At 68.0% G+C, this 26148-nt stretch carries 25 protein-coding genes; 11 read left to right on the top strand and 14 right to left on the bottom strand.

Features of this window, described 5'->3' with window-relative positions:
• Positions 1 to 17: 17 nt before the first annotated feature.
• Positions 18 to 1826, top strand: a complete 1809-nt coding sequence (treS, locus tag ACQI46_RS24885) for a maltose alpha-D-glucosyltransferase (RefSeq protein WP_427096720.1) — start codon at positions 18 to 20, stop codon at positions 1824 to 1826.
• Positions 1823 to 3178: a maltokinase N-terminal cap-like domain-containing protein gene (locus tag ACQI46_RS24880; RefSeq protein ID WP_427096719.1), complete on the top strand. Its 1356-nt coding sequence runs from the start codon at positions 1823 to 1825 to the stop codon at positions 3176 to 3178. The genes treS and ACQI46_RS24880 overlap by 4 nt, the downstream gene beginning before the upstream one ends.
• 222 nt (positions 3179 to 3400) lie before the next feature.
• Here the strand turns inward: ACQI46_RS24880 and glgX are convergent, their stop codons facing one another.
• The 9 genes from glgX to ACQI46_RS24835 all read right to left on the bottom strand — a co-directional run bounded on the left by glgX (position 3401) and on the right by ACQI46_RS24835 (position 13509).
• Positions 3401 to 5572 carry a glycogen debranching protein GlgX gene (gene glgX / locus ACQI46_RS24875; RefSeq protein WP_427096718.1) on the bottom strand — a complete coding sequence of 724 codons (2172 nt, stop codon included), beginning with the start codon at positions 5570 to 5572 and terminating at the stop codon, positions 3401 to 3403.
• Positions 5573 to 5638: 66 nt separating this feature from the next.
• Positions 5639 to 6217 carry an isochorismatase family protein gene (locus ACQI46_RS24870; RefSeq protein ID WP_427096717.1) on the bottom strand — a complete coding sequence of 193 codons (579 nt, stop codon included), beginning with the start codon at positions 6215 to 6217 and terminating at the stop codon, positions 5639 to 5641.
• Positions 6214 to 6891, bottom strand: a complete 678-nt coding sequence (locus ACQI46_RS24865; protein ID WP_427096716.1) for a PAS and ANTAR domain-containing protein — start codon at positions 6889 to 6891, stop codon at positions 6214 to 6216. The genes ACQI46_RS24870 and ACQI46_RS24865 overlap by 4 nt, the downstream gene beginning before the upstream one ends.
• A gap of 30 nt (positions 6892 to 6921) precedes the next feature.
• Positions 6922 to 8238, bottom strand: coding sequence for a hypothetical protein (locus ACQI46_RS24860; protein WP_427096715.1), 1317 nt, complete (start codon positions 8236 to 8238; stop codon positions 6922 to 6924).
• Positions 8235 to 8609, bottom strand: coding sequence for a hypothetical protein (locus tag ACQI46_RS24855; protein WP_427096756.1), 375 nt, complete (start codon positions 8607 to 8609; stop codon positions 8235 to 8237). Before ACQI46_RS24855 ends, ACQI46_RS24860 begins: the two co-directional genes overlap by 4 nt.
• A 55-nt stretch (positions 8610 to 8664) precedes the next feature.
• Entirely contained in the window at positions 8665 to 8823 is a 159-nt protein-coding gene (locus ACQI46_RS24850; protein WP_427096714.1) for a hypothetical protein, read from the bottom strand.
• Complete coding sequence (locus ACQI46_RS24845) at positions 8820 to 10688, bottom strand: hypothetical protein (protein WP_427096713.1); 1869 nt, start codon at positions 10686 to 10688, stop codon at positions 8820 to 8822. The genes ACQI46_RS24850 and ACQI46_RS24845 overlap by 4 nt, the downstream gene beginning before the upstream one ends.
• 109 nt (positions 10689 to 10797) lie before the next feature.
• On the bottom strand, positions 10798 to 12189 hold the full coding sequence (locus ACQI46_RS24840; protein ID WP_427096712.1) for an acyl-CoA dehydrogenase family protein: 1392 nt from the start codon (positions 12187 to 12189) through the stop codon (positions 10798 to 10800).
• A 21-nt stretch (positions 12190 to 12210) separates the two neighbouring features.
• A complete protein-coding gene (locus tag ACQI46_RS24835) occupies positions 12211 to 13509 on the bottom strand; it encodes an MFS transporter (RefSeq protein WP_427096711.1) in 1299 nt (432 codons plus the stop codon).
• Positions 13510 to 13596: 87 nt separating this feature from the next.
• On the opposite strand from ACQI46_RS24835, the gene ACQI46_RS24830 reads away from it, so the two are divergent.
• The 4 genes from ACQI46_RS24830 (at position 13597) to ACQI46_RS24815 (ending at position 17280) form a co-directional block, all read left to right on the top strand.
• Complete coding sequence (locus ACQI46_RS24830; RefSeq protein WP_427096710.1) at positions 13597 to 14064, top strand: PPOX class F420-dependent oxidoreductase; 468 nt, start codon at positions 13597 to 13599, stop codon at positions 14062 to 14064.
• Positions 14065 to 14267: 203 nt separating this feature from the next.
• Positions 14268 to 15503, top strand: coding sequence for a glycosyltransferase family 4 protein (locus ACQI46_RS24825; RefSeq protein WP_427096709.1), 1236 nt, complete (start codon positions 14268 to 14270; stop codon positions 15501 to 15503).
• Positions 15497 to 16216: a class I SAM-dependent methyltransferase gene (locus ACQI46_RS24820; protein WP_427096708.1), complete on the top strand. Its 720-nt coding sequence runs from the start codon at positions 15497 to 15499 to the stop codon at positions 16214 to 16216. Before ACQI46_RS24825 ends, ACQI46_RS24820 begins: the two co-directional genes overlap by 7 nt.
• Complete coding sequence (locus tag ACQI46_RS24815; protein WP_427096707.1) at positions 16216 to 17280, top strand: prenyltransferase; 1065 nt, start codon at positions 16216 to 16218, stop codon at positions 17278 to 17280. The genes ACQI46_RS24820 and ACQI46_RS24815 overlap by 1 nt, the downstream gene beginning before the upstream one ends.
• Positions 17281 to 17328: 48 nt before the next feature.
• Here ACQI46_RS24815 and ACQI46_RS24810 read toward each other — a convergent pair whose 3' ends face one another.
• Complete coding sequence (locus ACQI46_RS24810; protein ID WP_427096706.1) at positions 17329 to 18891, bottom strand: HNH endonuclease signature motif containing protein; 1563 nt, start codon at positions 18889 to 18891, stop codon at positions 17329 to 17331.
• Between the two features lie 34 nt (positions 18892 to 18925).
• Positions 18926 to 19495 carry a TetR/AcrR family transcriptional regulator gene (locus ACQI46_RS24805; protein WP_427096705.1) on the bottom strand — a complete coding sequence of 190 codons (570 nt, stop codon included), beginning with the start codon at positions 19493 to 19495 and terminating at the stop codon, positions 18926 to 18928.
• A 53-nt stretch (positions 19496 to 19548) separates the two neighbouring features.
• On the opposite strand from ACQI46_RS24805, the gene ACQI46_RS24800 reads away from it, so the two are divergent.
• A complete protein-coding gene (locus tag ACQI46_RS24800) occupies positions 19549 to 20223 on the top strand; it encodes a class I SAM-dependent methyltransferase (RefSeq protein ID WP_427096704.1) in 675 nt (224 codons plus the stop codon).
• Between the two features lie 7 nt (positions 20224 to 20230).
• Here the strand turns inward: ACQI46_RS24800 and ACQI46_RS24795 are convergent, their stop codons facing one another.
• Complete coding sequence (locus ACQI46_RS24795) at positions 20231 to 20815, bottom strand: TetR/AcrR family transcriptional regulator (protein ID WP_427096703.1); 585 nt, start codon at positions 20813 to 20815, stop codon at positions 20231 to 20233.
• A gap of 106 nt (positions 20816 to 20921) precedes the next feature.
• On the opposite strand from ACQI46_RS24795, the gene ACQI46_RS24790 reads away from it, so the two are divergent.
• On the top strand, positions 20922 to 22253 hold the full coding sequence (locus tag ACQI46_RS24790) for a cytochrome P450 (RefSeq protein WP_427096702.1): 1332 nt from the start codon (positions 20922 to 20924) through the stop codon (positions 22251 to 22253).
• Positions 22254 to 22284: 31 nt separating this feature from the next.
• Here the strand turns inward: ACQI46_RS24790 and msrA are convergent, their stop codons facing one another.
• Positions 22285 to 22794, bottom strand: a complete 510-nt coding sequence (gene msrA, locus ACQI46_RS24785; RefSeq protein ID WP_427096701.1) for a peptide-methionine (S)-S-oxide reductase MsrA — start codon at positions 22792 to 22794, stop codon at positions 22285 to 22287.
• Positions 22795 to 22852: 58 nt separating this feature from the next.
• Here msrA and ACQI46_RS24780 point away from each other — a divergent pair, with 58 nt between their 5' ends.
• The 3 genes from ACQI46_RS24780 to ACQI46_RS24770 are packed head-to-tail and all read left to right on the top strand — an operon-like array spanning position 22853 to position 24809.
• Positions 22853 to 23254 (top strand): hypothetical protein, encoded by a 402-nt coding sequence (locus ACQI46_RS24780; RefSeq protein WP_427096700.1) that lies wholly within the window; start codon positions 22853 to 22855, stop codon positions 23252 to 23254.
• 44 nt (positions 23255 to 23298) lie between these two features.
• A complete protein-coding gene (locus ACQI46_RS24775; RefSeq protein ID WP_427096699.1) occupies positions 23299 to 23805 on the top strand; it encodes a nuclear transport factor 2 family protein in 507 nt (168 codons plus the stop codon).
• Positions 23802 to 24809 carry an NAD-dependent epimerase/dehydratase family protein gene (locus tag ACQI46_RS24770; protein ID WP_427096698.1) on the top strand — a complete coding sequence of 336 codons (1008 nt, stop codon included), beginning with the start codon at positions 23802 to 23804 and terminating at the stop codon, positions 24807 to 24809. Before ACQI46_RS24775 ends, ACQI46_RS24770 begins: the two co-directional genes overlap by 4 nt.
• A gap of 7 nt (positions 24810 to 24816) precedes the next feature.
• Here the strand turns inward: ACQI46_RS24770 and ACQI46_RS24765 are convergent, their stop codons facing one another.
• Positions 24817 to 25932 carry a TDT family transporter gene (locus ACQI46_RS24765; protein WP_427096697.1) on the bottom strand — a complete coding sequence of 372 codons (1116 nt, stop codon included), beginning with the start codon at positions 25930 to 25932 and terminating at the stop codon, positions 24817 to 24819.
• Between the last annotated feature and the right edge of the window lie 216 nt (positions 25933 to 26148).

Genomic DNA, 26148 nt, shown 5'->3' with positions numbered 1-26148 from the left:
GTAGGTTGACACCATCTATGGAGGACAGCACCCGCCACCGCTCGCCGGTCCCTGCCCAAGGCAGCCATGTCGAAGACGGGGTCGTCGAGCATCCGACCGCCGACGACTTCGGCCATGCCCGCACGCTGCCCGAAGACAAGCAGTGGTTCAAGCGCGCCGTGTTCTACGAGGTTCTGGTGCGCGCGTTCTACGACTCGAACGCCGACGGCATCGGTGACCTGCGCGGGCTCACCGAACGGCTGGACTACCTCAACTGGCTTGGCGTGGACTGTCTTTGGTTGCCGCCGTTCTACGACTCACCGTTGCGCGACGGCGGCTACGACATCCGCGACTTCTACAAGGTCCTGCCCGAGTTCGGCACCGTGGAGGACTTCGTCGAGCTGCTCGACGCCGCGCACCGCCGGGGAATCCGCGTGATCACCGATCTGGTGATGAACCACACCTCCGACTCGCACGCCTGGTTCCAGGAGTCGCGCCGCGACCCCGACGGTCCGTACGGGGACTTCTACGTGTGGAGCGACACCGCCGAGAAGTACCCCGACGCGCGGATCATCTTCGTCGACACCGAAGAGTCCAACTGGACCTTCGATCCGGTTCGGCGACAGTTCTATTGGCACCGGTTCTTCTCCCACCAACCGGACCTGAACTACGACAATCCCGCCGTGCAGGAGGCGATGATCGACGTCCTGCGGTTCTGGCTGGACCTCGGCATCGACGGCTTCCGGCTCGACGCCGTGCCCTATCTGTTCGAACGCGAGGGCACCAACTGCGAGAACCTGCCCGAAACCCACGCCTTCCTCAAGCACTGCCGGAAGGTGATCGACGACGAGTTCCCCGGCCGGGTGCTGCTCGCCGAGGCCAACCAGTGGCCCGCCGACGTCGTCGAGTACTTCGGCGACCCCGACACCGGCGGCGACGAATGTCACATGGCATTCCACTTCCCGCTGATGCCAAGGATTTTCATGGCGGTGCGGCGCGAATCGCGCATCCCCATCTCGGAGATCCTGGCCCACACGCCGCCGATCCCGGAGATGGCGCAGTGGGGCATCTTCCTGCGCAACCACGACGAGCTGACGCTGGAGATGGTCACCGACGAAGAGCGCGACTACATGTACGCCGAGTACGCCAAAGATCCGCGGATGAAGGCCAACGTCGGCATCCGTCGCCGGCTGGCGCCGTTGCTGGACAACGACCGCAACCAGATGGAGTTGTTCACCGCGCTGCTGCTTAGCCTGCCGGGTTCGCCGGTGCTGTACTACGGCGACGAGATCGGCATGGGCGACATCATCTGGCTCGGTGACCGCGACGCCGTGCGCACCCCGATGCAGTGGACGCCGGACCGCAATGCCGGGTTCTCCACCGCGACGCCGGGACGGTTGTACCTGCCGCCCAACCAGGATGCGATCTACGGCTACCAGTCGGTCAATGTCGAAGCGCAACGGGACACTTCGACGTCGCTGTTGAACTGGACACGCACCATGCTCACGGTGCGGCGCCGGCACGAGGCGTTCGCGGTGGGCACCTTCCGTGAACTCGGCGGCTCCAACCCGTCGGTGCTGACCTTCGTGCGCGAACTGCACGCCGACCCGCAAGGCAGAGCCGGCGAGCACGACGACACGGTGCTGTGCGTCAACAACCTGTCCCGGTTCCCACAGCCGATCGAACTGAACCTGCAGCACTGGAACGGCTACACCCCCGTCGAGATGACCGGCCACGTCGAGTTCCCCCGCATCGGTCAGCTGCCCTATCTGCTGACGTTGCCGGGTCACGGCTTCTACTGGTTTCTGCTCAAACCCGGTAACCCCGAGGCAGGAGAGATGACATGACGCTGCCCTACGGACAATGGTTGCAGCGGCAGCGTTGGTACGCCGGCCGCACCCGTGAGCTCGCTTCGGCGCAGCCTGCGGTGGTCACCCCGCTGTCCGACGGCCCGGGGCTCGACCTCGAACACGTGCTGCTCGACGTCACCTACACCGACGGGTCCAGCGAGCGTTATCAGGTGCTGATCCGTTGGGGCAGTGCGCCTATCGACGAGTACAACGACGTCGCCACGATCGGCACCGCACAGCGTCGCGACGGGGAACGCACCGCCTACGACGCGCTGTACGACCCGGAGGCGGCGCGGCACCTGCTGTCGATGATCGATGCGTCGGCGGTCATCGCCGACCTGAGCTTCGTCAGGGAACCCGACGTGGATCTGCCGCTGGATGCCGCTCCGCGGGTCTCGGGCGCCGAGCAGAGCAACACCAGCGTCATCTTCGATGACCGCGCGGTTCTCAAGGCTTTCCGCCGCGTCACGCCCGGCATCAACCCCGACATCGAGCTGAACCGGGTGCTGGCGCGGGCCGGTAACCCGCATGTGGCCAAGCTGCTCGGCTCGTTCGAAACCGTCTGGGACGGTGAGGGAGCCGAGCCGTGCGCACTGGGCATGGTGGCCGAGTTCGCCGCCAACAGTGCCGAAGGCTGGGACATGGCGACCGCGAGCACGCGCGACCTGTTCGCCGAGGGCGACCTGTACGCCGACGAGGTGGGCGGGGACTTCGCCGGGGAATCCCACCGTCTGGGCGAGGCCGTCGCGTCGGTGCACGCGACGCTCGCCGAGCACCTGGGCACGAGCACCGAACCCTTCCCCGTCGACAGCGTCCTCGAGCGGCTGCGCTCGGCGGTGACGGCCGCACCGGCGCTGCAGGACTACGCCGCCGTGATCGAGGAGCGCTTCGGCAAACTGGCCGGACAGGCGATCACCGTGCAGCGGGTGCACGGGGACCTGCACCTCGGGCAGGTGCTGCGCACTCCGGAGAGTTGGCTGCTGATCGACTTCGAAGGCGAGCCCGGCCAGCCGCTCGAAGAGCGCCGCCGTCCCGACTCGCCGCTGCGGGACGTGGCCGGGGTGCTGCGCTCCTTCGAGTACGCGGCGTATCAACGGATGGTCGACCTGGCCGGCGACGAGGACCGCGACCGCCAGCTGGCGGCGCGCGCTCGGGAGTGGGTGGCCCGCAACAGCGCGGCGTTCTGCGACGGCTACGCCGCGGTCGCGGGCACCGATCCGCGCGATGCAGCCGACGTGCTGGCGGCCTACGAACTGGACAAGGCGGTGTACGAGGCGGCTTACGAGGCGCGGTTCCGCCCGTCGTGGCTGCCCATTCCGCTGCGCTCCATCCAGCGCATCCTCGGCTGAGGGTTCACCGCGACTGCGGGAAGCTGGCAACCGTGGTCGCCGGGTAGGCTGCCGCCGCTCTTCGGCTCCTACTGCCGGCCCGCCGAGGCCGTGGCGTCAGGGCATCCGAAGACACCCGACGCCGACACGACGACCACGGTTGCAACAGCGTGTTCAAGCTAACACACGCGGACTCGAAACGTACTGAACTGAGCCATCAAGGTCGATGGCTCGCAACGTATTTCAGTCGGTCACCGCGCGCATCACCAGGGTGGCCCTGGCCGCCACCGTCACCGAAGTACCCGCGGTGTGGACGGCGTCGGGCTCCGGCTCCGACGCGGTGCACAACACCGGCGTCCATGCTTTGCCGAACTCGGCCTCGGGCAACGCGAAATCGATCGGCTCGTAGTGGGCGTTGAAGAACAGCAAAAACGAGTCGTCGATCACCCGTTGTCCGCGGGCGTCCATGTCCGGGATGCCGTGACCGTTGAGGAACACCCCGACCGATTTCGCGAACGCGGTGTCCCAGTCGTCGCCCGTCATCTCGGTGCCCTCGGGGGTGAACCACGCGATGTCGGGCAGGCCGGCGCTGCCGCGGCGACCCAGCGGCTTACCGGAGAAGAACCGGCGCCGGCGGAACACGGGGTGTGCTGCGCGCAGCTGCGACACCGACCGGGCGAACTCCAGCAGCTCGGTGTCGGCGTCGTCCCAGTGCATCCAGGTGATCTCGTTGTCCTGGCAATAACCGTTGTTGTTGCCGCCCTGGGTGCGTCCGAGCTCGTCGCCGTGACACAGCATCGGCACACCTTGGCTCAGCAGCAGGGTGGCCAGGAAGTTGCGCTGCTGGCGGGAGCGCAGCGCGTTGATCTCGGGGTCGTCGGTGGGGCCTTCGACGCCACAGTTCCACGACCGGTTGTGGCTCTCGCCGTCGTTGTTGTCCTCGCCGTTGGCCTCGTTGTGCTTCTCGTTGTAGGACACCAGGTCGCGCAGCGTGAAGCCGTCGTGGGCGGTGACGAAGTTGATCGACGCCACCGGGCGGCGCGCGGTGTGCTCGTAGAGGTCGGCCGATCCGGTCAACCGGTAGGCGAACTCGTCGAGGGTGGACGGCTCACCGCGCCAGAAGTCGCGGACGGTGTCGCGGTACTTGCCGTTCCATTCTGTCCACTGCGGGGGGAAGTTGCCGACCTGGTAGCCGCCCGGGCCGACGTCCCACGGCTCGGCGATCAGCTTGACCTGACTGACCACCGGGTCCTGCTGCACCAGCTCGAAGAACGTCGCGAGCCGGTCCACGTCGTAGAACTCGCGGGCCAGTGTGGAGGCCAGGTCGAACCGGAACCCGTCGACGTGCATCTCGGTGACCCAGTAGCGCAGCGAGTCCATGATCAGCTGCAGCGTGTGCGGATGGCGCACGTTGAGGCTGTTGCCGGTTCCCGTGTAGTCCATGTAGTAGCGCTTGTCGTCGTCGACGAGGTGGTAGTAGGCGCCGTTGTCGATGCCGCGCATCGACAAGGTCGGACCCATGTGGTTGCCCTCGGCGGTGTGGTTGTAGACGACGTCGAGGATCACCTCGATGTTGGCCTCGTGCAGCGCACGCACCATGGCCTTGAACTCCTGGACCTGCCCGCCCGGGTTGGGGTTCGAGCTGTACTTGGAGTCCGGCGCGAAGAACCCGATGGTGTTGTAGCCCCAGTAGTTGGACAGGCCCTTCTCCACCAGCGTCGAGTCGTTGGCGAAGTGGTGCACGGGCATCAGCTCGACGGCCGTGATGCCCAGCGCCTGCAGGTGCTCGATGATCGCCGGGTGCGCCACCGCGGCGTAGGTGCCGCGGATCTGGTCGGGGATGTCCGGGTGGGTCTGGGTGAGACCTTTGACGTGTGCTTCGTAGATCACCGAGTCGGCGTACTCGTGCCCCGGCGGGCGGTCGGTGCCCCAGTCGAAGTACGGGTTGATCACCACGCACTTGGGCATGTTCGCCGCGGAGTCGTCGTCGTTGCGGCTGTCGGGATCGCCGAAGGTGTAGCTGAACAGCGACTGGTCCCAGTCGAAGTGGCCGTCGATGGCCTTGGCGTAGGGGTCCAGCAGGAGTTTGTTCGGGTTGCAGCGCATCCCGTTGGCGGGGTCGTAGTCGCCGTACACGCGGTAGCCGTAGCGCTGACCCGGCTCGATGTTGGGGATGAAGCAGTGCCAGACGAAGCCGTCGACCTCGGGCAGCGTGATCCGCGTTTCCGTCCCGTCAGCGTCGAACAGGCACAGCTCCACCTTCTCGGCGGCCTCGGAGAACAACGCGAAGTTGGTGCCGTAGCCGTCATAGGTCGCCCCCAAGGGGTAGGCCTTGCCGGGCCACAGTTCGAGGTCGGGGGCGGTACCCGGGGTGGTGACGATGCTCAAACGATTCTCCTGAACTCTTCGTCTCATGGAGACGCTGGGGGGCCGCGACGATAGGGGATGCCCGTTCGGGGCGGGAGGCAACCGTGAGGTGGGTCAGGTCACCACGTCGACGCCGACGGAGCGCAATTCCTCTACCGCCGCGGCCGTCGAGGCCGGCGCGACGCCGGCGGTGAGGTCCAGCAGCACGCGGGTGCCGAATCCGGCGGCCACGGCGTCGGCGGCGGTGGCGCGCACGCAGTAGTCGGTGGCGATGCCGACGACGTCGACCGAGTCGATGTCGTGGGCGCGCAACCAGTCCGCCAGCCCGGTACCGGACTCGTCGGTGCCCTCGAATCCGCTGTAGGCCGCGCTGTAGTGGCCTTTGGCGAACACCGCTTCGACGGGTGCGACGTCGAGGTCGGGGTGGAAGTCGGCGCCGGGCGAGCCCGCCACACAGTGCGGCGGCCAGGAGTCCACGAAGTCGGGGTTCTCGGAGAAATGGCTGCCCGGGTCGATGTGAAAGTCCTTGGTGGCCACCACATGTCGGTAGTGCTGCGCCGACGGGCCGGTGAGCAGCTCGCTGACGGCGCGGGCCACCGCGGCGCCACCTTCGACCGCCAGCGAACCGCCCTCGCAGAAGTCGTTCTGCACGTCGACGATGATCAGGGCGCTTCGGCTCGGTGAATCGCTCATTGCTTCACGGTATCGCCGCCACGGGCGACCCGCAGGTGAGCGGTCAGCAGCAGGTGGTCGAACGCCGCGCGCGGGGGCAGCGTCTCCTCGTAGACGAGTTCGCCGTAGTCCTGGAGCAGCCGTTCGGCCAGGACCCGTAGCTTGACGTTGGTCTCTTGCGAGCGCCAGCGCAGCAGCTCGAACGCGGCGTCGGCGTCCACCCGGTAGATGAGCATCAGCATGCCCTTGACCTGTTCGATGACGGCCCGGTTCTCGGTGATCTCGGCGAGAGCGGCGGACATCATCGCTTTGGTCACCGATTCGCTGGGGGTGACGTCGACGTAGAAGCCGTGCGTGCCGACCAGGCGGCCGTCGTCGTCGCTGAGACGGTCGCCGATCACCACCACGTCGTGGATGTCACCGCGGGTGTCGATGATCCGGTGGCGCGTCGAGAACGTGCGATGCGTTCGGCGCATGTCGTCGAGCGTCGCCGCCACCTGCTGACGGTCCTCGGGGTGCTTGTGCGACAGCACCAGTTCCGTCGTCGGCGTCACGGTCCCGGGTTCGTAGCCGTGCAGGAGCTGCACCTGCTCCGACCATTCCCAGCGTTCGTCGGCGAAGTAGAAGCGGAACCAACCCACCCGCTGCGGCGCTCCGCCGGCAAGCGCCTGTTCCAGAGACTCCTCAGCTGACACAAGATGACATTATGGGGCAGCCTCGGCGGTTCACCCACCGAACAGCAGATACAGCCCCATGAACGTGTAGAACACCATCACCAGCATCATCGCGAGCTGGCCGGTGATCTGATGGTCTTTGGGCAGCAGCGCCAGCGACCGGTCGTGGGCCGCCACCACGCCGGCGATGTGACCCGCCACCACGAAGCCCACCTTCAGCGTGGCCAGCAGCGCGGGATGCATCGACAGCAAATAGCTGACCTGGGCGTCGGCCAGTCCGAGTACGTTCCACCCGCGTCCCAGCGGATCGGCCAGTTGAATGGCCGTCTGCTGGCCGCGTTCCACGAGGTAGGTCAGGTAGTGCGCGAAGACGTAGCCGATCACGATCGGGATGAGCGAGTGTGCCAGCAGACCGGGCAGCTCGCGGCGCCGCGCGGCGTCGACTCCGCCGGTGCAGCGCGCGGCCGCCCAGAACGTGCCGGCGACGACGCCGACGAACAGCAGTAGGGTCGCCGACTTCAGCAGTGTGGCACCCAGCGCGGAGTCGGTCAGGTCGCCGACCAGCCGCCGGAATTGCGGGGTCGCCGAGAAACTGTCGAACGCGGTGGAGCCCAGCAGGACCGCGAGCACCGCGACGACGCCGGGCCGCACGGGCAGCGTCTGCAGATGGTCGAACGGGTTACCGACCGCGATGCGCCCGTCGTCGCGGCGCCGGAACACCGACAGCCGCGACGCCACGACGCTGTACACCTCGAACGGGTCGGCGTTGGCATTCCACCGTGGTCCGAACCAGACCGCCCCGGCCAGCGTCACCACCAGGTAGATCAGCAGCCAGGTGCGGATCGCGCCCAACGAGCCGGGATCCGGGCTGGCCAGCTCCAGCCACACGAACGCGAGCAGCCCGGCCGCCGCGGGCCAGTAGCCCAGGGTTCGGGGATAGCTCCGGCCGAGGTTGCGGCCGCCGACGAGCTTGTGCAGGGCCCGCACCGGTGAGAGCACCCGCCACACCGGACCGATCGCCCACGACAGTGCGACCAGGCCGACCCACAGCAGCACATAGAAGACGCCGGGCAGGGCGTTGTCGGCGTTCTGCGGCCCGAAGAACGCGGCCATCGCGACCCATCCGGTGAACGCGAGCGTCAGCAGTGCGATCGCCCAGCGTGTCACCGGTGCGTCGACGACGGTGGTCACCCCTCCGGGCAGCGCGCGGCCGGGTTTGGCCGGGTCGAATCGCGGGGTGCGCCACGCCAGCGCGACGACGGCGAACGTGAACGTCAGGGCCCAGGCGGCGCCGATCAGCGCGTAGGTGAACGGGATGGGCAGGTCGGTGGAGCCGCCCAACCCGTGGGCCAGCAGCTGCGCGCTCACCGCACCAGGATGGTGGCGATCGTGGTGTGGGTGTTGTGCAGCTCGACGTCGACGCGGCCGGGCATCTCGATGGTGAACTCGAACGTCTGCCCGGGCGCCGCCGCGACGGGGAACGTGTGCTCGGGTGTCGAGTGCACGTGCAGTTCGTCGGCGGTGTCGCTGTCGACGCGGATCGCGATCGGCTGACCGACCGCGGCCTCAAGCTGCTCGTTGGTGGGTGTGACGTCGCCGTCGGCGATGGTGACGTCGAGAACCACCTGGTCGGGTTGCTGCTGGGTGGGTTGGTCCTCGGTCGGCGCGGTTGCCGCCGGCGCCGACGCCGGAGCCGAGGGGTCCTGCGAAGACTCGGAGCTGCCGCAGGCGACGAGCATCACCGCAGCGGCGGCGACGGCCAGCGCTGTGTCGATTCGGATTCCGATCACCTATTCAATGTGGGTTGTTCTCGTTGGACTCTTCACGCTTCTTCCGGTTGCGCACCGCGATGTAGATCACCACGCCGGTCACCACGAACGCCGGGGCGAATGCGGGCACGGCTATCCAGATCGGGTGGTCGGCCAGGATGACGGCGTCGGCGGATGGGGTCATGTCTGCCCGGAGGGTTGCAGGTGCTCGGCTTCCTGCCGCGGCTCGCTGTTGTTGATCCGGCCGCCACCCCAGGTGATGCCGGCGACCATGGCCAGCGTGCACGCCAGCACCACCAGGCAGCCGATCAGCCACAGCGACTGCGGGATGTCGGGGCTGCGCTCGCGCTGCAGGATGGTGATCTCGGAGACGAACGGCCGAGTGAACTGCGGCTCGGCGGGCACCTCCTCGGCGCCGATCCCGGGGTCTCCGGCCAGGAAGATCGGCACCGCGGTCAGCGTCGACCCGTCGTGCACGCGCAGCAGCGTCTTCCACGTGCCCGACACCGGCATCGGTTCGGTGGAGACGTAGTGGCCGTCGCCGACCTTCTCGAGGGTGTCGACGAACTGGCCGCGCTGGTTCTCCAGGCCGCCCTGCCAGCCCAGCACCGCCACCCAGTTCGGGTCGTCGCTGACGACGTCCGGCGGGTTGAAGCGCACGTCGGCGGTGACGAAGCGGTTGCCGTCGACATCGGGCGCCTCGGTCAGGGTGATCGTCGCGGTCGCCTCCTGCGGCGTGTTGTACTGCAGGCCGTTGGCCGCGGCGCCGCCGATGGCCAGCACGGTCAGCGCCACCAATCCGACGCCGATGGCCCGGCGCGGCAGCCGCTGCCCGGTGAGCACCATGCCGGCCATTGCGCCGCAGGCGCCGACCAGGACGGCCACCGGCACTGACATCGCCAGCGCCTCCGGCCAGATGCTCGACGGCCAGGGCAGGGGGTAGACGGCGTTGATCCACAGCGACTCGAGCCACAGCCCGACGGTCGCGATGCCCAGGCCGCTGACCACACCGAAGAGGATGGGCCGCTTGTACAGCGGCGTCAGTGCGACGAGTTCGACGACGACGGCCGCGCCCAGGTACAGCGGGAACCAGTTCACCGGTGCGTCGAGCACCGGAGCGACCAGGAACGCCACGATGCCGCGCAGACCGATCGCGATCACCGCCGCGATGATCGCGGCGCCGCGGCCCAGGAAGATGCGGGCCATCACCAGGGCCAGCGCCGCGGCGGCGGCGATCAGCATCGGCTGGAACACCTGGCGGAACTGCGGGACGCCGAAGTCGAACTCGATCTGGTAGACCGACGCACCGATCAGCACGCCCGCGAACGCCAGGTACATCACGAACTTCAGGCCGAGGCCGTCACGCGGGGCGTCGGGTCCGACGGCGCGTTTCCCTTCGTATTCGAGGAACGCCGCAGCCAGGGTGGAGAAGCCGGCGCCGCCGATCATCATCAGGTGCGTCGGTCCCCACAGCGTGACGTCCTGGCCGAAGATGCGGTGCCAGACGTCGTCGAGCGGGAAGCCGGTCAGCGCGTACAGGCCGCAGCCGGCCATCACGATGCCGCCGACGGGGGCGTACCAGTTGTCGGTGATGCGCACCGCGGCCGGTCCGGGTCGTTCGCCGTCGAGCGGCAACACCATCGCGGTGCAGCCGGCGACGAAGATGCCGAACAGCCCGATCAGGATGAAGTAGTGCGCGGGGTTGGCCAGCGCACCGTCGTCGCGGCCGTTGCCGATGTGCAGGCTGACGTCCCAGATGAAGCCGAACAGCGCGCAGATGATCGACGTGGTGAACATGAGGACCGGCAGCGCAACCCACGGCGGTCGCTTGAATCGCCGGCCGGACCAATCAGCCAGGCTGGTCAGCCAGCTGATCTTGTGGCTGCGGTGCAGGTGGCCGATCCACACGAGGATCGCCGAGACCACCACGGCGGCAACCGACAACCCGATGACCTCGTGCAAGGCGGTGCCGCCGCCCTCCTCGCCCTGAGCCAGGACCGAAACGTCGTACTGCGCTTGCCCCCATGAAGGTGCCCACGAAAACGTCATTGTCATCCCATCGCTGCGCGCTCGGACACGTATGTGACTGATCGGTAATGTTGCCAGAACCACAGTAGGTGAAACCAGGGGTACTGCATGTCTCGGCTCCCGATTCGCGTCACTTTCGCGGCGGCCGGAGCACTTTCATGGCCATCTGCATGACGGGCTGGGGCACCCGGTCCTTCGCCGACAGCGCCCGTGCCGCGGCCTGGGTGCGTAGCGGAGTGCCGCGGCCGAAGTAGCGGTTGAGCGGTCCACCGGTCGGTTCCAGGTCGACGTGCAGCGGGGGAGCGCCGTCGGCGGCGCCCAGCGCGCGGGCGATCACCATTCGCTGGATCTCGCTGGTCCCTTCGAAGATGGTGTAGAGCTTGGCGTCCCGGTACCACTTCTCCACGGGGTGGTCCTTGATGTAGCCCCAGCCGCCCATGGTCTGGATGGCCCGCTCGGTGGTCTTGACGGCGACTTCGCTGGCGGCCAGCTTCGACATCGACCCCTCGCCACGTTCGAACGGCACCCCGGAGGCGGCCATCCACGACGCCCGCCAGGTCAACAGCCGGGCGGCATCGATCTGGGTGGCCAGGTCGGCGATGGGAAATGCGATGCCCTGGTTGTCGATGATCGGCGCGCCGAAGGCTTCGCGCCGGTTGGCGTACTCGGTCATGTACTCCAGCGCGGCGCGGGCGATGCCGAGCGCCTGCGCGGCGACCATGGGGCGGGTCTGTTCGAACGTGCCCAGTGCTGCCGAGCGGGAAGGGCGGGCACCCGCCAAGCCTTCAGAGGCTTCGCGGGCCTTGGCCAGCTTGTACTCGAGCTTCTCCTCGCCGCCGAGCAGGTTCTCGCCGGGCACCCGCACGCTGTCGAACCGCAACTCCGCGGTGTGCGAGGCGCGGCACCCCAGCTTGTCGAGCTTGCGCACCAGCTCCAGGCCGGGTGTGCCGCCGGGCACGATGAACAGCGCCTGACCCTTGTGTCCGAGGTCCTGGTCCACCACGGCGTTGACGACGTGGACGTTGGCGATGCCGCCGTTGCCGATCCACATCTTGTGGCCGTCGAGGATCCAGTCGTCGCCGTCGCGGCGGGCGGTGGTGCGCAGGTTGCGTACGTCGCTGCCGCCCTCGGGTTCGGAGATGGCCAGGGCTGCCAGCTTCAGGTCACCGGGCGTGCCGAAGCATTCGGGAGCCCACTTCAGCATCTGTTCGGGTGAGGCGGCCTGCCCGATCGCCGACAGCGCCAACGCGGGCATCACCACGGCGAGCCCGATGCCTGCGCAACCCCAGAACAGTTCCTCCATGAACATCGGCAGCGACAGACCGGTCGGGTCGCCGATGAGGTCGCGGTAGAACAGCGGGCTGTAGAAACCCCGGGTGGCCGCTTCCTCCAGCACCGGCCAGGGGAACTCCTGGCGCTGGTCGTACTCGGCGGCGACGGGCCGCACGACCTCTTCGGCGAACTCGTGGGTGCGCCGGGCCAGGTCGTGTTGCGCTGCGGTGGGGGTGATGTTGAAGGTCATGTGCGCCCCTCGTCGGTCAACCTACGGTGAGCCTGTACCCACCGTGCGGATTTCCCAGACAGGGGCGGGTTTGAGCAACGCGAGCGCGAGACTGCTGACGCCCATCAACACCATCGTGAGCACCAGGAAGGGGGCGTACCCGCCGAAATGGTCCGAGGTCGCTCCGGAGGCCAGCGGCCCGAAGGCGGTGCCCAGCGACAGCGCCGCGACCAGCCCGCCGAACAGTCCGCCGAAGTTGCGCAGCCCGAAGTAGCGGGACGCCAGGTACGCGATGACGTCGACCTCCGCACCCAGAGTGAGCCCGAACAGCGCCGCGGCCGCGGTCTGACTGACCGGGTTGGCGCCGTCGAACAGCAGCAGTGCGCTGCCGGCGATTGGCACCAGGTAGGCACAGGCGCCGACGACGCGGGCCGGGAAGCGGTCCAGCAGCAGCCCGACGCCCAGCCGGCCGACGATCGAGAACAGCCCGACCAGCGCCGCGGTACCGGCCGCGGCCAGGGGTTCGGCGCCGGCGTCGCGCAGGATCGGCACCAGGTGCACCACCACCCCGAGGGTGGTGAACGCGAAAAGACCGGCGGCCAGGAGCAATTGGTAGAAGGTCAGCGAACGCAGCCCTTCGCGCATCGTGACGCCGGGAAGCTCGACCGGTGGCGTCGCGACTGCCGTCGGCGTGTCGGCGGCGGGCACCGCGGCGGGTTCGGCGCGCGCGTCGGCTCGGGCTTCATCCTGGGCGCCCCGGAAGAACAGGGCGACGGCGGCGAGCACCAGACCGCCCCACAGAACGCCGAGGCCGATGAACGCGCCGCGCCATCCCCAGACCCCGATCAGCGCCGTCGCCAACGGCGGGAACACCGCAGCGGCCAGTGAGCCGCCGGACAACGTGACGGCGAACGCGAGTCCCCGCGAAGTCTCGAACCGGCTGGCCACCGCCGATGTCCACACGGTGGTCTGCACCCAGAACGACGCGAACGACAGAAGCGCCCACAGCAGGATCCAGTTGGCCATCGAGCCGGTCGCCGTACCCATCAACGCGAACGTCGTCGCCATGAGCACCACGCCGCACAGCCCGACGCGCCGCGGCCCGAGGCGGTCGACCAGCAGCCCGATCGGCAGGGCCGCGATCGCGGCGGCCATACCGACGATCGTCAGCCCGACGGAGGCCTGTGCCCGCGACCATCCGAACTCGTCCTGCAGCGGCTCCATGAATGCGCCCAGGCAGTAGACGTGGATGACGCCCATGGAGTAGCCCAGCCCGGCGGCCAGCGGCACCTTGCCGAACCGACGCCACTCGGCGAGTGCCAGGCTTCTGCTGTCTGCCATGCCGGTCCCTTGTCAGTAGCGGGCGAAAGTGTAAAGGCGTTCCTGATGGGCGGAGTGTAACCAGACGGGCCTGGATACGCTGAGGCGATGACCCGCACCTATGCCACCGCCGACGAGGTCACGCTGCCCGAACTGCTCGAGTTCGTCCGCCCGCGGCACCGCATGGTGCTGACCACTTTTCGTGCCGGGGAGTCGTTGCAGAGCTCACCGGTCACCGGCGGCGTCGACGCCGAGGGCAGGATCGTGATCGCGACCTATCCGCAGCGCGCCAAAGCGGCCAACATCCGTCGACGGCCGCGCGCCAGCATCGTGGTGCTGTCCGACGAGTTCAACGGCCCGTATGTCCAGGTCGACGGCTCCGCCGAGGTGATCGACCTGCCCGATGCGCTCGAACCGCTGGTGGAGTACTTCCGGGTCATCTCCGGTGAGCATCCGGACTGGGACGAGTACCGCGCGGCGATGGTGAAGCAGGGCAAGTGCCTGATCAGGGCGACTCCGCAGCGCTGGGGCCCTATCGCGACGGGCGGGTTTCCGCCGCCGGCAGCGCACTCGTGAACCGAGGGTGAACAGGACGCTGGCCGGCGACTGTGATAGTCAGAAGCTGGCGCCGCATTGCGTCTCCTAGCACGTCAAACTATAGTCTGGACACATGTCCAGGAGGGTTCGGATTCCTTGCTCCAATCGATTCGGGCAGCTCAGGGCGGCTTCCCAGCCTGGACCAGCGCGTCGGTGCGCGCCGTCGAAGCGGTGAGCTGACCATGCGCATCGCACTGCTGTCCTACCGCAGCAAGACCCATTGCGGTGGCCAGGGCGTCTACGTCCGCCACCTGAGCCGCGGTCTGGTGGAGCTCGGCCACGAGGTGGAACTGTTCTCAGGACAGCCGTACCCGGAGGGCCTGGACCCGCGGGTCACCCTGACCAAGGTGCCGAGCCTGGACCTGTACCGCGAGCCGGACCCGTTCCGCATCCCGCGGCCCAGCGAGATCAAGACCAGCATCGACCTCGAAGAACTGCTGACCACCTGGACGGCCGGCTTCCCGGAACCCAAGACGTTCAGCAAGCGCGTCGCGCGCCTGCTGGCCGACCGCCGCGACGACTTCGACGTGGTGCACGACAATCAGTGCCTGGGCACGGGACTGTTGGACATCGCCGCGACGGGCCTCCCGGTGGTGGCCACCGTGCACCACCCGATCACCCGCGACCGCGTGGTCGAGATCGAGGCCGCCAAGTGGTGGCGCAAGCCGCTGGTACGCCGGTGGTACGCCTTCGCCGAGATGCAGAAGCAGGTGGCGCGGCAGATCCCCGAGCTGGTCACCGTGTCGTCGACGTCGGCCGCCGACATCGCCGAAGACTTCGCGGTCGATCCGCAGCAGCTGCACGTGGTGCCGCTCGGCGTCGACACCGCGCTGTTCCAGCCCGCGGCCGAGCGGGTGCGCAACCGCATCATCGCGATCGCCAGTGCCGACGTTCCGCTCAAAGGCGTCAGTCACCTGCTGCACGCGGTAGCACGTCTGCGCATCGAACGCGATTTGGAGCTGCAGCTGGTCGCCAAGCTGGAACCCAACGGGCCCACCGAGAAACTGATCGCCGAGCTCGGTATCTCCGACATCGTGCACAGCTCCAGCGGCCTGTCCGACACCGAGCTGGCCGCGCTGCTGGCTTCGGCTGAGGTGGCGTGCATTCCGTCGCTGTACGAAGGTTTTTCGCTGCCGGCGGTGGAAGCCATGGCCAGCGGCACGCCGATCGTCGCCAGCCGGGCCGGTGCACTGCCCGAGGTGGTCGGACCCGACGGCGAGTGCGCGCGGCTGGTCACACCCGCCGACGTCGACGAACTGACCGCCGTGCTCGGCGATCTGCTGGACTCCCCGCGCGAGCTGCGCCGCCTCGGCGACAACGGCCGCCAGCGCGCACTGGAAGTGTTCAGCTGGGAATCGGTTGCCGCACAGACGGTTGCGGTCTACGAACGCGCGTGCGGAAGGGTTGCGGCATGCTGACCGTCGATTTCGACCGGCTGGGAGTCGGTGCAGGCACCAAGGTGATCGACGTCGGCTGCGGCGCCGGCCGCCACACCTTCGAGGCGTTCCGCCGAGGTGCCGATGTCATCGGATTCGACCAGAACGCTTCGGATCTCAACGATGTCGACGAGATCCTGCAGGCGATGAAGCAGCAGGGCGAAGTGCCCGCGTCGGCGTCGGCCGAGGTGGTCAAGGGTGACGCGCTCGACCTGCCGTACGCCGACGGCACCTTCGACTGCGTGATCGCCTCGGAGATCCTCGAACACGTCCCCGAGGACGAGCGGGCCATCGCCGAGTTGGTTCGCGTACTGAAACCCGGTGGGCACCTTGCCATCACGGTTCCCCGCTGGCTTCCGGAGCGGATCTGTTGGGCGCTGTCGGACGAGTACCACGCCAACGAGGGCGGGCACATCCGCATCTACCGGGCCGACGAGCTCCGGGACAAGGTGCTCAAGCACGGCCTCGAGCTGATCCACACCCACCACGCGCATGCGTTGCACTCACCGTACTGGTGGCTCAAATGCGCTGTGGGAACCGAGAAGAACGACCATCCGGCGGTGACCGCGTACCACAAGCTGCTGGTGTGGGACATGATCGACTGCCCGTGGCTCACTCGCACAGCCGAGTCGCTGCTCAACCCGGTCATCGGGAAGAGCGTGGCCCTGTATTTCGAGAAGCCGCAATCGAGCTGATGTCCGACATTCCCAGCGTCCCCGGTGTTTTCACCGCGGCTCAGTGTCTGCAGACGGCCGAGTCGATCGCGGCGACGCAGGAATCCAGCGGGGCGATCCCGTGGTCGGTGGGTGGGCACACCGACCCGTGGGACCACATCGAGAACGCGATGGCGCTGACGGCGGCAGGGCTGATCGAACCCGCCCGCCGGGCATTCGAGTGGTCGCGGGTCAACCAGCGGCCCGATGGGACCTGGCCGATCCAGCTGCGCGACGGTGTGGTCGAAGACGCCAACAGCGACAGCAACTTCTGCGCCTACATCGCGACCGGAGTCTGGCACCACGTGCTGGTCACCGGGGACCGCGATTTCGCGGTCACCATGTGGCCGGTGGTGGCCAAGGCCATCGACTTCGTACTCGAATTGCAGTGCGGCACAGGTGAGATCGCTTGGGGTCGCGGGCCTGGTGGCCCCACCGAGGAGGCCCTGCTGACCGGGTGCGCAAGCATCCACCACGCGATGCGGTGCGCCCTGGCGCTGGCCGACTACGTCGGAGACTCCCAGCCGGAGTGGGAACTGGCCGTCGGTCGGCTCGGCCACGCCATCGCCGATCACCCTGATGCGTTCGCCGTCAAGGACCGTTGGTCGATGGAGTGGTACTACCCGGTGCTCGGCGGTGCACTGCGTGGCGAGCGGGCGCACACCCGCATCGACCAACGCTGGGACGACTTCGTCGTGCCCGGCCTCGGTATCCGTTGTGTCGACGACCGCCCGTGGGTCACCGGCGCCGAAACCTGTGAGCTGGTCATGGCTTTGGAGGCGATCGGCCAGCACGATCGCGCGCACGAGCAGTTCGCGGCCATGCATCATCTGCGTGAGGAGGACGGCTCCTACTGGACCGGGCTGGTGTACGCCGACGGCAAGCGCTGGCCGGTGGAGCGCACCACCTGGACGGGCGCGGCGGTGATCCTGGCCGCCGATGCGTTGTCGTCGGCCACGCCCGGCAGCGGGATCTTCCGCGGCGTAGACCTGCCAACCGGGCTGGAGGGCGACTACGACTGCGAGTGCGCCACCAGCGAGCGTTAGCCGCCGCGCAGGACATTCGTCGTGCTCGTCGTCGAAAGGCCGTAGACCTCAGGCCACCCGGTTGTCGGGTGGTGCGGGTCCGCCGGGTTCGTCGGGATCGTCGGTGGGCGCCTCGGCACCCGGCTCGTCATCGCTCGCCCCGGTACCGTCGGCGGGCAGCTCGACGCCCGGCCCAGGGTCAGCCTCCTCTGTACCGTCGGCTGACGCCGCAGTCGCGTTGTCCCCGAACGCTTCTGGTTCGTCAGGTGGGCGTAGGAGTCGTTCGGGTTGGTGGTAGTAGTTGACCCGGGCTTGGCCGGTATCCAATTGGGGTGGTGGGATCCATTCGACTTCGCAGCGGTCGTTGATTCGGGTGCTCCAGCCACCCTCGTCGACGCTGCGGTTGTCAGATCCGCAGGCCAGGGCCAGTTCGTCGACGTTGGTGTTCCCACCGCGCGAGTAGTCAGTCGACCCGTGGTGGGCTTGGCAGCCATAGGCACTCACGGTACAACCCGGTTTGGTGCAGCCGCCGTCACGAGCGATCAGCATGATCCGCTGCGCCGGCGACGCTATCCGTCTGGTGCGGAACAGATTCAGCGCCGATCCGGTCGCGCGGTCGAACACCGCCAGGTAGTGGTTGGCATGCGAGGCCAGCCGGATCACGTCCTTGATGGGCATGATGGTGCCGCCGCCGGTGGTGCCGACCCCGGCCCGGGACTCCAAGTCCTGCAGGGTGGTGCGGATGATCACCGACACCGGCAGACCGTTGAGTTGACCGAGCTCACCGCTCATCAACGCGATACGCCCGACCGCGACCAGCGCGTCGTGCTGACGCTGGGCCAGGCTGCGGTAATCGTTGTCGATCTGGGCTTGCGACGGAGTGCCCGAGGTACACGGTTCGGGATCGTCGGGGTTGCACATCCCGGGTGCGGCGAACTTGGCGAAAATGGCTTCCCACACCGCCCGCGCCTCCGGCGTCAACTCCCCAGAAATCGCCGACATCCCATCGTCGCGCTGCTTACCCAGCGAGATTCCGCGTTTACGGGCACGTTCCGTGTCATCGGGTTCGGGGCCGTCCTGATCCAACAAGAACAGGACGCGCTCAGCGACATCGTGGAGTTCCTTGGGACCCACCCCGACCGCGGTGCGCACCAAATCCACCTCAATCTGCTCACGGGTGGCCGTATCGACGAAACCGGGCAACCGATCAACAGCCCGACGGATGACCTCGACATGCTCGGCATTGATCAACCCGTGCGCTTGAGCGGCCGCAGTCGCGGCCAACACCGGCGCCAAGGCCGGCCCGATCAAGGACTGCCGCGGCGCCAACACCGCGGCTTCAGCCAACCGCCGACGGGCCTCACGCGCCGAGATGCGCCAGCGCACGGTCAGCACTTCTTTCCACGACTTGGCCCCCATCGACTGGGGTGTCGCCTCGGCCTGCAACCGGGCCAGTAGACGGTGACTCATCGTGGGCAACTGACACCCCAACGCCTCGAGTTCATCGAGGGCGTCAACCAGCTCGGGTCGGGTCAACAAATCAACATCACAGGCGCCCACCTCCTCAAAGGCGGCCCGCAACGCGGCGACCGCGGCCTGCAGCTCACTACCCGACATACTTCGAACATACATTCGAAGACCGACAAAAAGCCGAGCCCAGAATGGACTAGCGCAGTATCAGCCGCGCGGACTTCTCGAGCCGAGCTGCGATCTCCTGGTAGGAGTCGTAACCCATTCCGGCACGCACGAGGGCGCCCGCGTAGAGCATCTCAAGTGAGTCGACGACGTCGGGATCAGTGTCCGGGCCGAGCGCGGCACACAGCCGGTCGCGGATGTCGCGGCCGATGCGTTGGCGCAGCACTTCGACGTCGGGATCCTTGCCGAGCAGCGCCGTGGTCACCGCGCCGGCGAACTCGGGCTCGCCGGCGACCAGCATCGCAATGTGCGCGAGCACTTCGACGACGCGGGTCACCGCGTCACCGGACTCGTGTTCCACCTCCGGGGAATTGGCCAGCCGGCGCCAGAACACCTCTGCGACGAGGTGCTCTTTGGAGGAGAAGTAGGTGTAGGCGGTGGCGGATCCGACACCCGCGGCCGCGGCCACACGCCGCACGGTGATGCCGGCGAAGCCTTCGCGGGTGAGCAGGTCGACCGCGGCCCGTCCCAGCCGGTCGACGGTGTCGGCCTGCCGGGCCGTCAGCCTGCGCCGAGTCGACTCCAGGGCCGGATCGGACACATGTCCGGACGCTACTACAACCCCCTGGGGTCAGCAACGGTAAGTTGTGCGGCATGGGTACCGATACCGCGCTGCCTCCCGAGACTGCCGCGTTGTTCGACCTCGCCGAGCGGGTCACCGGCTTCATGCCGGCCGACGAGGGGCGCACTCTCTACGACACGGCCGTGGCCTACCTCGCGGACGGCGTCGGCGTCGAGATCGGCACGTACTGCGGTCGTTCCACCATTCTGCTCGGTGCCGCGGCGCAGCAGACCGGCGGGTTGATCTACACCGTCGACCACCACCACGGGTCCGAGGAACATCAGGCCGGCTGGGAGTACCACGACGAGTCGTTGGTCGATCCGGTGACCGGGCTGTTCGACACGTTGCCCACCATGCGCCACACCCTCGATGCCGCCGGGCTCGACGACTACGTCGTCGCGATCGTGGGCCGCTCGCCGGTGGTGGCGCGGGGGTGGCGGACTCCGCTGCGGTTCCTGTTCATCGACGGCGGCCACACCGAGGAAGCCGCCAACCGCGACTTCGACGGCTGGGCCAAGTGGGTCGACGTCGGCGGTGCCCTCGTCATCCACGACGTGTTCCCGGACCCGGCCGACGGCGGTCAGGCGCCGTACCATATCTACTGTCGCGCAATGGATTCCGGAGATTTCCGGGAAGTCCGGGCGACCGGGTCGATGCGCGTTCTGGAGCGGATCTCCGGCCTGCCGGGGTCGCTTCGCAGCAGCTGACGCGGCTCTAGCGGGCGCCGAGCAGAGCCGTGGCGGCGTCGACCGCCGGCTCCACCAGGTCGCGCATGTTGCGGCCGTCTTCGACGTGCAGCGCGGTCAGCTCTCGTAATCCGCCGACCAGGATGAGGGCCACAGGTGCCTGCACCGGCGACAACCCTGCGCGGGCGAACCCCGGGCTCGCGGTCAGCCCGATCAGCATGTCAGCCAGGCTGGTCATCGCGTGCCGGTGCAGCGGTGCCGACGCCGCGCCGAGCGCGGGTGCCTCGCGGATCCAGCTCAGTGTGATCGCAGGGCGGGCCTCGATGTGCCCGACGTAGGCCTCGACGGCCTGGCGGATCTGGGTCTGCCAGTCGACATCGGGATCGACGGCGGCGCGGATGGTGTCGATCAGCTCGGCATTGTTGCGGCGCAGCAGTTCGACCAGGCACTCGTCCTTGCCGGAAAACTGTTCGTAGAACGTGCGTTTGGACGTGCGGGCATGACGGACGATGTCGGCGACGGTGGTGTCGCGATAGCCGCGGTCACCGATCGCCGCAGCCAGACCGTCGAGCAGACGGTCGACCACCGCGGGCAATGTCGAGCTTGTCGCCACGTCACCCTCCCGCCCGAACCGGTCTTGTGCCGCTTGGTACCACGGGGTACCGTACCCGAAAGATCTCCGGTACTTCGCTGTACCACGGTACTGATCGGGAGTCCCCATGAGCGAGTCGACGATCACCGCAGCCACCCCCGCACCCCAGGTCCGGCTGCCCCCGGCCCCGCGCATTCCCCGCCTGGTGCAGTCCGTGGGCTTCACGGTGTCCCGCAAGTGGACGCTCGCCCAGATCGTGCGGCGCACCGGCTACGTGTTCACCATGCATCTGCCGGTCTTCGGACAGACGGTCATGGTCGCCGACCCGGCGCTGGCCAAGCAGTTGTTCATGGCCGACACCGAGGAAGTCGGCAACATCCAGCCGAACCTGTCACGCGTGCTCGGACCCGGATCGGTGTTCGCGCTCGACAGCGCCGACCACCGCCGCCGTCGCAAACTGCTCACCCCGCCGTTCCACGGCCGCAGCATCAAGAACTACGAGAAGATCTTCGAAGAGGAGACCCTGAGGGAAGCCGCGAACTGGCCGGAGGGCCGGCCCTTCGAGATTCTCGAGCCGATGATGCGGATCACGCTGAACGCGATCCTGCGCGCAGTGTTCGGCGCCGATGGTGCCCATCTCGACGATTTGCGCCGCATCATCCCGCCGTGGGTGACGCTCGGTTCGAAGCTCGCGGTGCTGCCCACCCCTGCGCGCACCTATGGCCGGTTCAGCCCGTGGGGCAGGCTCGCGGCCTACCGGCGTCAGTACGACGAGGTCATCGAGCGACTCATCGACGACGTCCTGGCCGACCCCGACTTCACCGAACGCGACGACGTACTCGCGCTGCTGCTGCGCAGCACCTACGAGGACGGCTCATCGATGTCGCGCCAAGATATCGGCGACGAGCTGCTGACCCTGCTGGCGGCCGGGCACGAGACCACCGCGGCGACCATGGGGTGGGTGTTCGAACGCATCAGTCGCCACCCGGAGGTGCTGGAAAGGCTTGTGGCCGAAGCGGATACCGACGGCAACGAGTACCGCCAGGCGACGCTGTTGGAGGTGCAGCGGTCCCGCACCGTCATCGACTTCGCCGGTCGCCACGTCTATGCGCCGACGTTCCAGCTGGGCGAGTGGGTGATCCCGCGCGGCTACTCGATCGTGGTGGCGATCGACCAGGTGCACCAACGCATGCAGGAATATCCCGACCCGCAACGTTTCGATCCGCAGCGGTTCCTCGGTCAGCGGCCGAACACGTTCTCCCACATCCCGTTCGGCGGCGGTACCCGACGCTGCGTCGGTGCGGTGTTCGCCAACGTGGAGATGGACATCGTTCTGCGGACGGTGCTCCGGCAGTTCACCGTCGAGACCACCACCGCCCCCGGCGAGAAGGCGCACTCACGCGGAGTGGCCTTCACACCGAAGGACGGTGGGCGCGTGACGCTGCGGCGGCGCCGCTGAGCGGCGGATCAGGCTGCAGCCGCTGAGCTGATCAGACCTGGCTGCGCTTCGGCAGCTTCCAGCCCGGACGCGGAAAGTGGCACGTGTAGCCGCTCGGGTAGCGCAGCAGGTAGTCCTGGTGCTCGGGCTCGGCCTCCCAGAAGTCGACCGCCGGGCTCACCTCGGTGACGACCTTGCCCGGCCACAGCCCGGAAGCGTCGACGTCGGCGATGGTGTCCAGCGCGACTTGGCGCTGGTCGTCGTCGACGTAGAAGATCTCCGAGCGGTAGCTGGTGCCGACATCGTTGCCCTGCCGGTCCTTCGTCGTCGGATCGTGGATCTGGAAGAAGAACTCGAGCAGCGCGCGGTAGTCGGTCTGCGCGGGGTCGTAGATGATCTCGATGGCCTCGGCATGGCCGGGGTGGTTGCGGTAGGTGGGGTGGTCGTTGCTGCCGCCGGTGTAGCCGACACGGGTGGACACGACGCCCGGCTGCTTGCGGATCAGGTCCTGCATGCCCCAGAAACAGCCGCCGGCCAGTACGGCACGCTTGTAGTCGCTCATAGGTGCCAGGCTACCGGCGCCTGTACAACCGGGTGGCGGACCGTTTTAATCGAGAACTGTGCGTGCAACGATCGTCGCTTCAGCGGTGCTGATGCTGGTGGGGGCTGCGCCCGCCGCGGCGCAACCGGCCGTGGACGTGCCGGAGATCCCCGCGGATCCGGCGGTGACGGTGTTCGTCGACGAACCCGAGATCGTCGATGCCTATCTGGTGCGGCCGCAGGCCTTCAGCCGGTTGCCCGACGATCGCACGGTACGGCTGTACTTCACCAGCGGAACCCCGCAGTGCTACGGAGCGACCGCGACGGCCGAAGAGCGCCCCGACGAAGTGGTCGTCAGTCTGCGTACGGGCACGCTGCCCCATCTCGGCGACCGCGCCTGCATCCTCATCGCGCTGGTCGGTGCGATCGACGTGCCGTTGCAGCAGCCGCTGGGCATGCGCGCCGTCCGCAGCGCGCCCTGACCCGTACTCGACAACGACAGCTGGAACGTGTTCTATTTTTCGGTGTGACGGCCAACACCTTTTCCCGCGCCGAACTCGAGTCGGCGTTCGCTGCGTTCGAGGCTACCGTCGACGAAGCGGCGCGTACTCGCGACTGGGATCCGTGGGTCGACCAGTACGCCGAGGACGTCCTGTACATCGAGCATGCCGCCGGCACCATGCGCGGACGCGAGGAAGTCCGTCCGTGGATCTGGCGCACCATGGGCAGCTTCCCGGGCAGCTACATGACGTCGTTCCCGTCGCTCTGGCATGTGATCGACGAGGCCACCGGCCGCGTCATCTGCGAGCTGGACAACCCGATGCGCGACCCGGGTGACGGCACGATCATCAGCGCCACGAACATCTCGATACTGACCTATGCCGGAGACGGGAAATGGTCCCGGCAGGAGGACGTCTACAACCCGCTGCGGTTCGTCGCGGCCACGGTCAAGTGGTGCAAGTTGGCCGAGCAACACGGCACGCTGCCCGCCGAGGCCGCCGAGTGGCTGGCCACCTACGGGCGGCAGCGGTGACCGCACTGGTCATCGGCGCCAACGGTTTTCTCGGCAGCCACGTCACCAGGGCGCTGGTCGCCGACGGCCAGGACGTCCGCGTCATGGTGCGACCGGGTGCCGCCACGATCGGTATCGACGACCTCCCCGTCACCCGCCATCACGGCGACATCTTCACCAATGACGTTCTGCGGGAAGCGATGACCGGTGTCGACGTGGTGTACTACTGCGTCGTCGACGCTCGGGGGTGGTTGCGCGACCCGGCACCGCTGTTCCGCACCAACGTCGACGGCACCCGTAACGTCTGCGAGATCGCCACCGAGTCCGAGATCGCGCCCGGGCTGAAGAAGTTCGTCTACACCAGCAGCTACGTCACCGTCGGACGCAAGCGCGGCCGCGTCGCCACCGAAGCCGACGTCATCGGCGACCGCCGTCTGACGCCGTACGTGCGTTCCCGGGTACAGGGGGAGAACCTGGTGCTCGACTACGCGCAGCGCCGTGCGCTGCCGGCGGTCGCGATGTGCGTGTCGACGACCTACGGTCCGCGCGACTGGGGACGCACCCCGCACGGTGCGATCATCGCCGGTGCCGCCTTCGGCAAGCTGCCGTTCGTGATGGGCGGCATCGAACTCGAGGCCGTCGGCGTGGAAGACGCGGCGCGGGCGATGCTGCTCGCCGCCGAGCGTGGCCGCCCCGGACACCGTTACCTGGTGTCGGAGAAGATGATCCCCAACACCGAGGTCGTCCGCATCGCCGCCGAAGCCGCCGGGGTGTCCCCGCCGACGAAGACGATCCCGCTGCCGCTGTCCTGGGCGATGGCCGCGGCCGGCAGCCTGCGTGGCCGGATCAAGCGCACCGACGAACGGTTGTCCCTGCAATCGTTGCGGTTGATGCGCGCCGAGGCGCCGCTGGACTGCGCCAAGGCGCGCACCGAATTGGGTTGGCAGCCAGGGCCTGTCGAGGATTCGATCCGGGCAGCCGCACGATTCTGGACCGAGCTGCGCGCGGCCCGCCGTCCCAGCTGACAGACGATCACAGCCGGGAGCGCCACCAGCACAGGTGCCCGCCGATGAGCGAACGGGTGGCGACCACCGCCCAGATGAGGACCAGTGCACCGTAGAGACACAGCGAAAACACCTCGAGTGCACGGGAATCCGCGGCCTCACCCAGCGCTGACAGACCCAGCGTGGTGGCACCGATCGGGAACACCAGACTCCACCAGCTCAGCGAGAACGGCGTTCCCGGCTCGGTGCCGTGAGCAGTGAGCGCCGAGGCGAACAGAATCCAGAACAGCGCAAAACCCAGCATCACGACACCGAAGCCGATACCCACCGTCCGCAGCACAGGACCGACGGCGGCGCCGGCCACCGTGGCCGAGCTGTTCCCGAGGCCGAGCAGGTTGGCCGCGGCGATCGACTGTCCGATGACGCCGAGCGGAATCCACACCGTCGGGACGGTCCCGGCGACCGGCGTACCGATGTGCAGCAGGCGGTGGTAGATCATCGTCAGCGTCATCAGTGCCAAAACCAGTGCCATGCCGAACAATCCGTAGCACAACGCCTGCATCGCCGTACGCATCGGTTCGGAATCGATGTGCCCGAGCAGACCCGCACCGGTGGTGGCCGAGACCATCGGCGGTACCACGGGAAGGATCCAGCAGGGCAACGCGTAGTCGCCCGGTCCGTCAGCGGACAGCACCGCCGCGATCGGCACGCCGACGGCGGTGATCACGCCCAGGACGGTGCCGACCGTCCACAGGCCCGCGGCGATCCAGGGGCCGGCAGGGCCGAGCACTGCCGGCCCGTACAGCAGCGTCCCTGCACCGACGGTCAGGATCGCCATCGGCACCGTGCCGTAGAACGGGAGTGCCGCGTCAGTGCGACCGGTCTGCACCGCGTCGTGTCGGTGCAAGGTCCACTCGCCGACCAGACCGATCGACAGTATGATCAGCCAGACGGCGGCCAGAAGCCATACGGCCGTGCCGAATTCGCGGAAGACCGGCGAGGCCCACTCGAATCGAGTGGCCAACGTCGCGACGATCCCGGTGCCCATCACCGAGGCGAACAGACCGGGTGGCACCCGGCGGAAGAACCCGGCGCCGGCCGGCGCTGGTACGCCTGGTGCGCGGACGGTGTCGGGCACCGTCATGGGATTGTGTGTGGACACGCCTACCTCAACTTGTCGCGTTTTCGGGCACGCCGGACCGACGGTCGGGCCAGACCGGCCCGACCGTCAGCCAACTCAGTGCGTGCGGCTCAGTACTCCTGCAGGCTTTCGCGCAGGGTGGTGCCGGGGTAGCGGGTGCGGAAGCGGCCGCGGCGTTGCAGTTCGGGGACCAGCAGTTCGGTCATGTCGTTGAAGCAT

The organism is Mycobacterium sp. SMC-4, assembly GCF_050205565.1.
In the GTDB taxonomy this organism is placed as follows: domain Bacteria; phylum Actinomycetota; class Actinomycetes; order Mycobacteriales; family Mycobacteriaceae; genus Mycobacterium.
The sequence above is the reverse complement of the archived record's forward strand: the minus strand, read 5'-3'. Positions and strand labels throughout refer to the sequence as shown.

Excerpts from the sequence above, each read along its gene's own strand:
- treS (WP_427096720.1), top strand. The coding sequence starts at position 18 with ATGGAGGACAGCACCCGCCACCGCTCGCCGGTCCCTGCCCAAGGCAGC.
- ACQI46_RS24880 (WP_427096719.1), top strand. The coding sequence starts at position 1,823 with ATGACGCTGCCCTACGGACAATGGTTGCAGCGGCAGCGTTGGTACGCC.
- glgX (WP_427096718.1), bottom strand. The coding sequence starts at position 5,572 with ATGAGACGAAGAGTTCAGGAGAATCGTTTGAGCATCGTCACCACCCCG.
- ACQI46_RS24870 (WP_427096717.1), bottom strand. The coding sequence starts at position 6,217 with ATGAGCGATTCACCGAGCCGAAGCGCCCTGATCATCGTCGACGTGCAG.
- ACQI46_RS24855 (WP_427096756.1), bottom strand. The coding sequence starts at position 8,609 with ATGCTCGTCGCCTGCGGCAGCTCCGAGTCTTCGCAGGACCCCTCGGCT.
- ACQI46_RS24850 (WP_427096714.1), bottom strand. The coding sequence starts at position 8,823 with ATGACCCCATCCGCCGACGCCGTCATCCTGGCCGACCACCCGATCTGG.
- ACQI46_RS24845 (WP_427096713.1), bottom strand. The coding sequence starts at position 10,688 with ATGACGTTTTCGTGGGCACCTTCATGGGGGCAAGCGCAGTACGACGTT.
- ACQI46_RS24840 (WP_427096712.1), bottom strand. The coding sequence starts at position 12,189 with ATGACCTTCAACATCACCCCCACCGCAGCGCAACACGACCTGGCCCGG.
- ACQI46_RS24835 (WP_427096711.1), bottom strand. The coding sequence starts at position 13,509 with ATGGCAGACAGCAGAAGCCTGGCACTCGCCGAGTGGCGTCGGTTCGGC.
- ACQI46_RS24830 (WP_427096710.1), top strand. The coding sequence starts at position 13,597 with ATGACCCGCACCTATGCCACCGCCGACGAGGTCACGCTGCCCGAACTG.
- ACQI46_RS24825 (WP_427096709.1), top strand. The coding sequence starts at position 14,268 with ATGCGCATCGCACTGCTGTCCTACCGCAGCAAGACCCATTGCGGTGGC.
- ACQI46_RS24820 (WP_427096708.1), top strand. The coding sequence starts at position 15,497 with ATGCTGACCGTCGATTTCGACCGGCTGGGAGTCGGTGCAGGCACCAAG.
- ACQI46_RS24815 (WP_427096707.1), top strand. The coding sequence starts at position 16,216 with ATGTCCGACATTCCCAGCGTCCCCGGTGTTTTCACCGCGGCTCAGTGT.
- ACQI46_RS24810 (WP_427096706.1), bottom strand. The coding sequence starts at position 18,891 with ATGTATGTTCGAAGTATGTCGGGTAGTGAGCTGCAGGCCGCGGTCGCC.
- ACQI46_RS24800 (WP_427096704.1), top strand. The coding sequence starts at position 19,549 with ATGGGTACCGATACCGCGCTGCCTCCCGAGACTGCCGCGTTGTTCGAC.
- ACQI46_RS24790 (WP_427096702.1), top strand. The coding sequence starts at position 20,922 with ATGAGCGAGTCGACGATCACCGCAGCCACCCCCGCACCCCAGGTCCGG.
- msrA (WP_427096701.1), bottom strand. The coding sequence starts at position 22,794 with ATGAGCGACTACAAGCGTGCCGTACTGGCCGGCGGCTGTTTCTGGGGC.
- ACQI46_RS24765 (WP_427096697.1), bottom strand. The coding sequence starts at position 25,932 with ATGACGGTGCCCGACACCGTCCGCGCACCAGGCGTACCAGCGCCGGCC.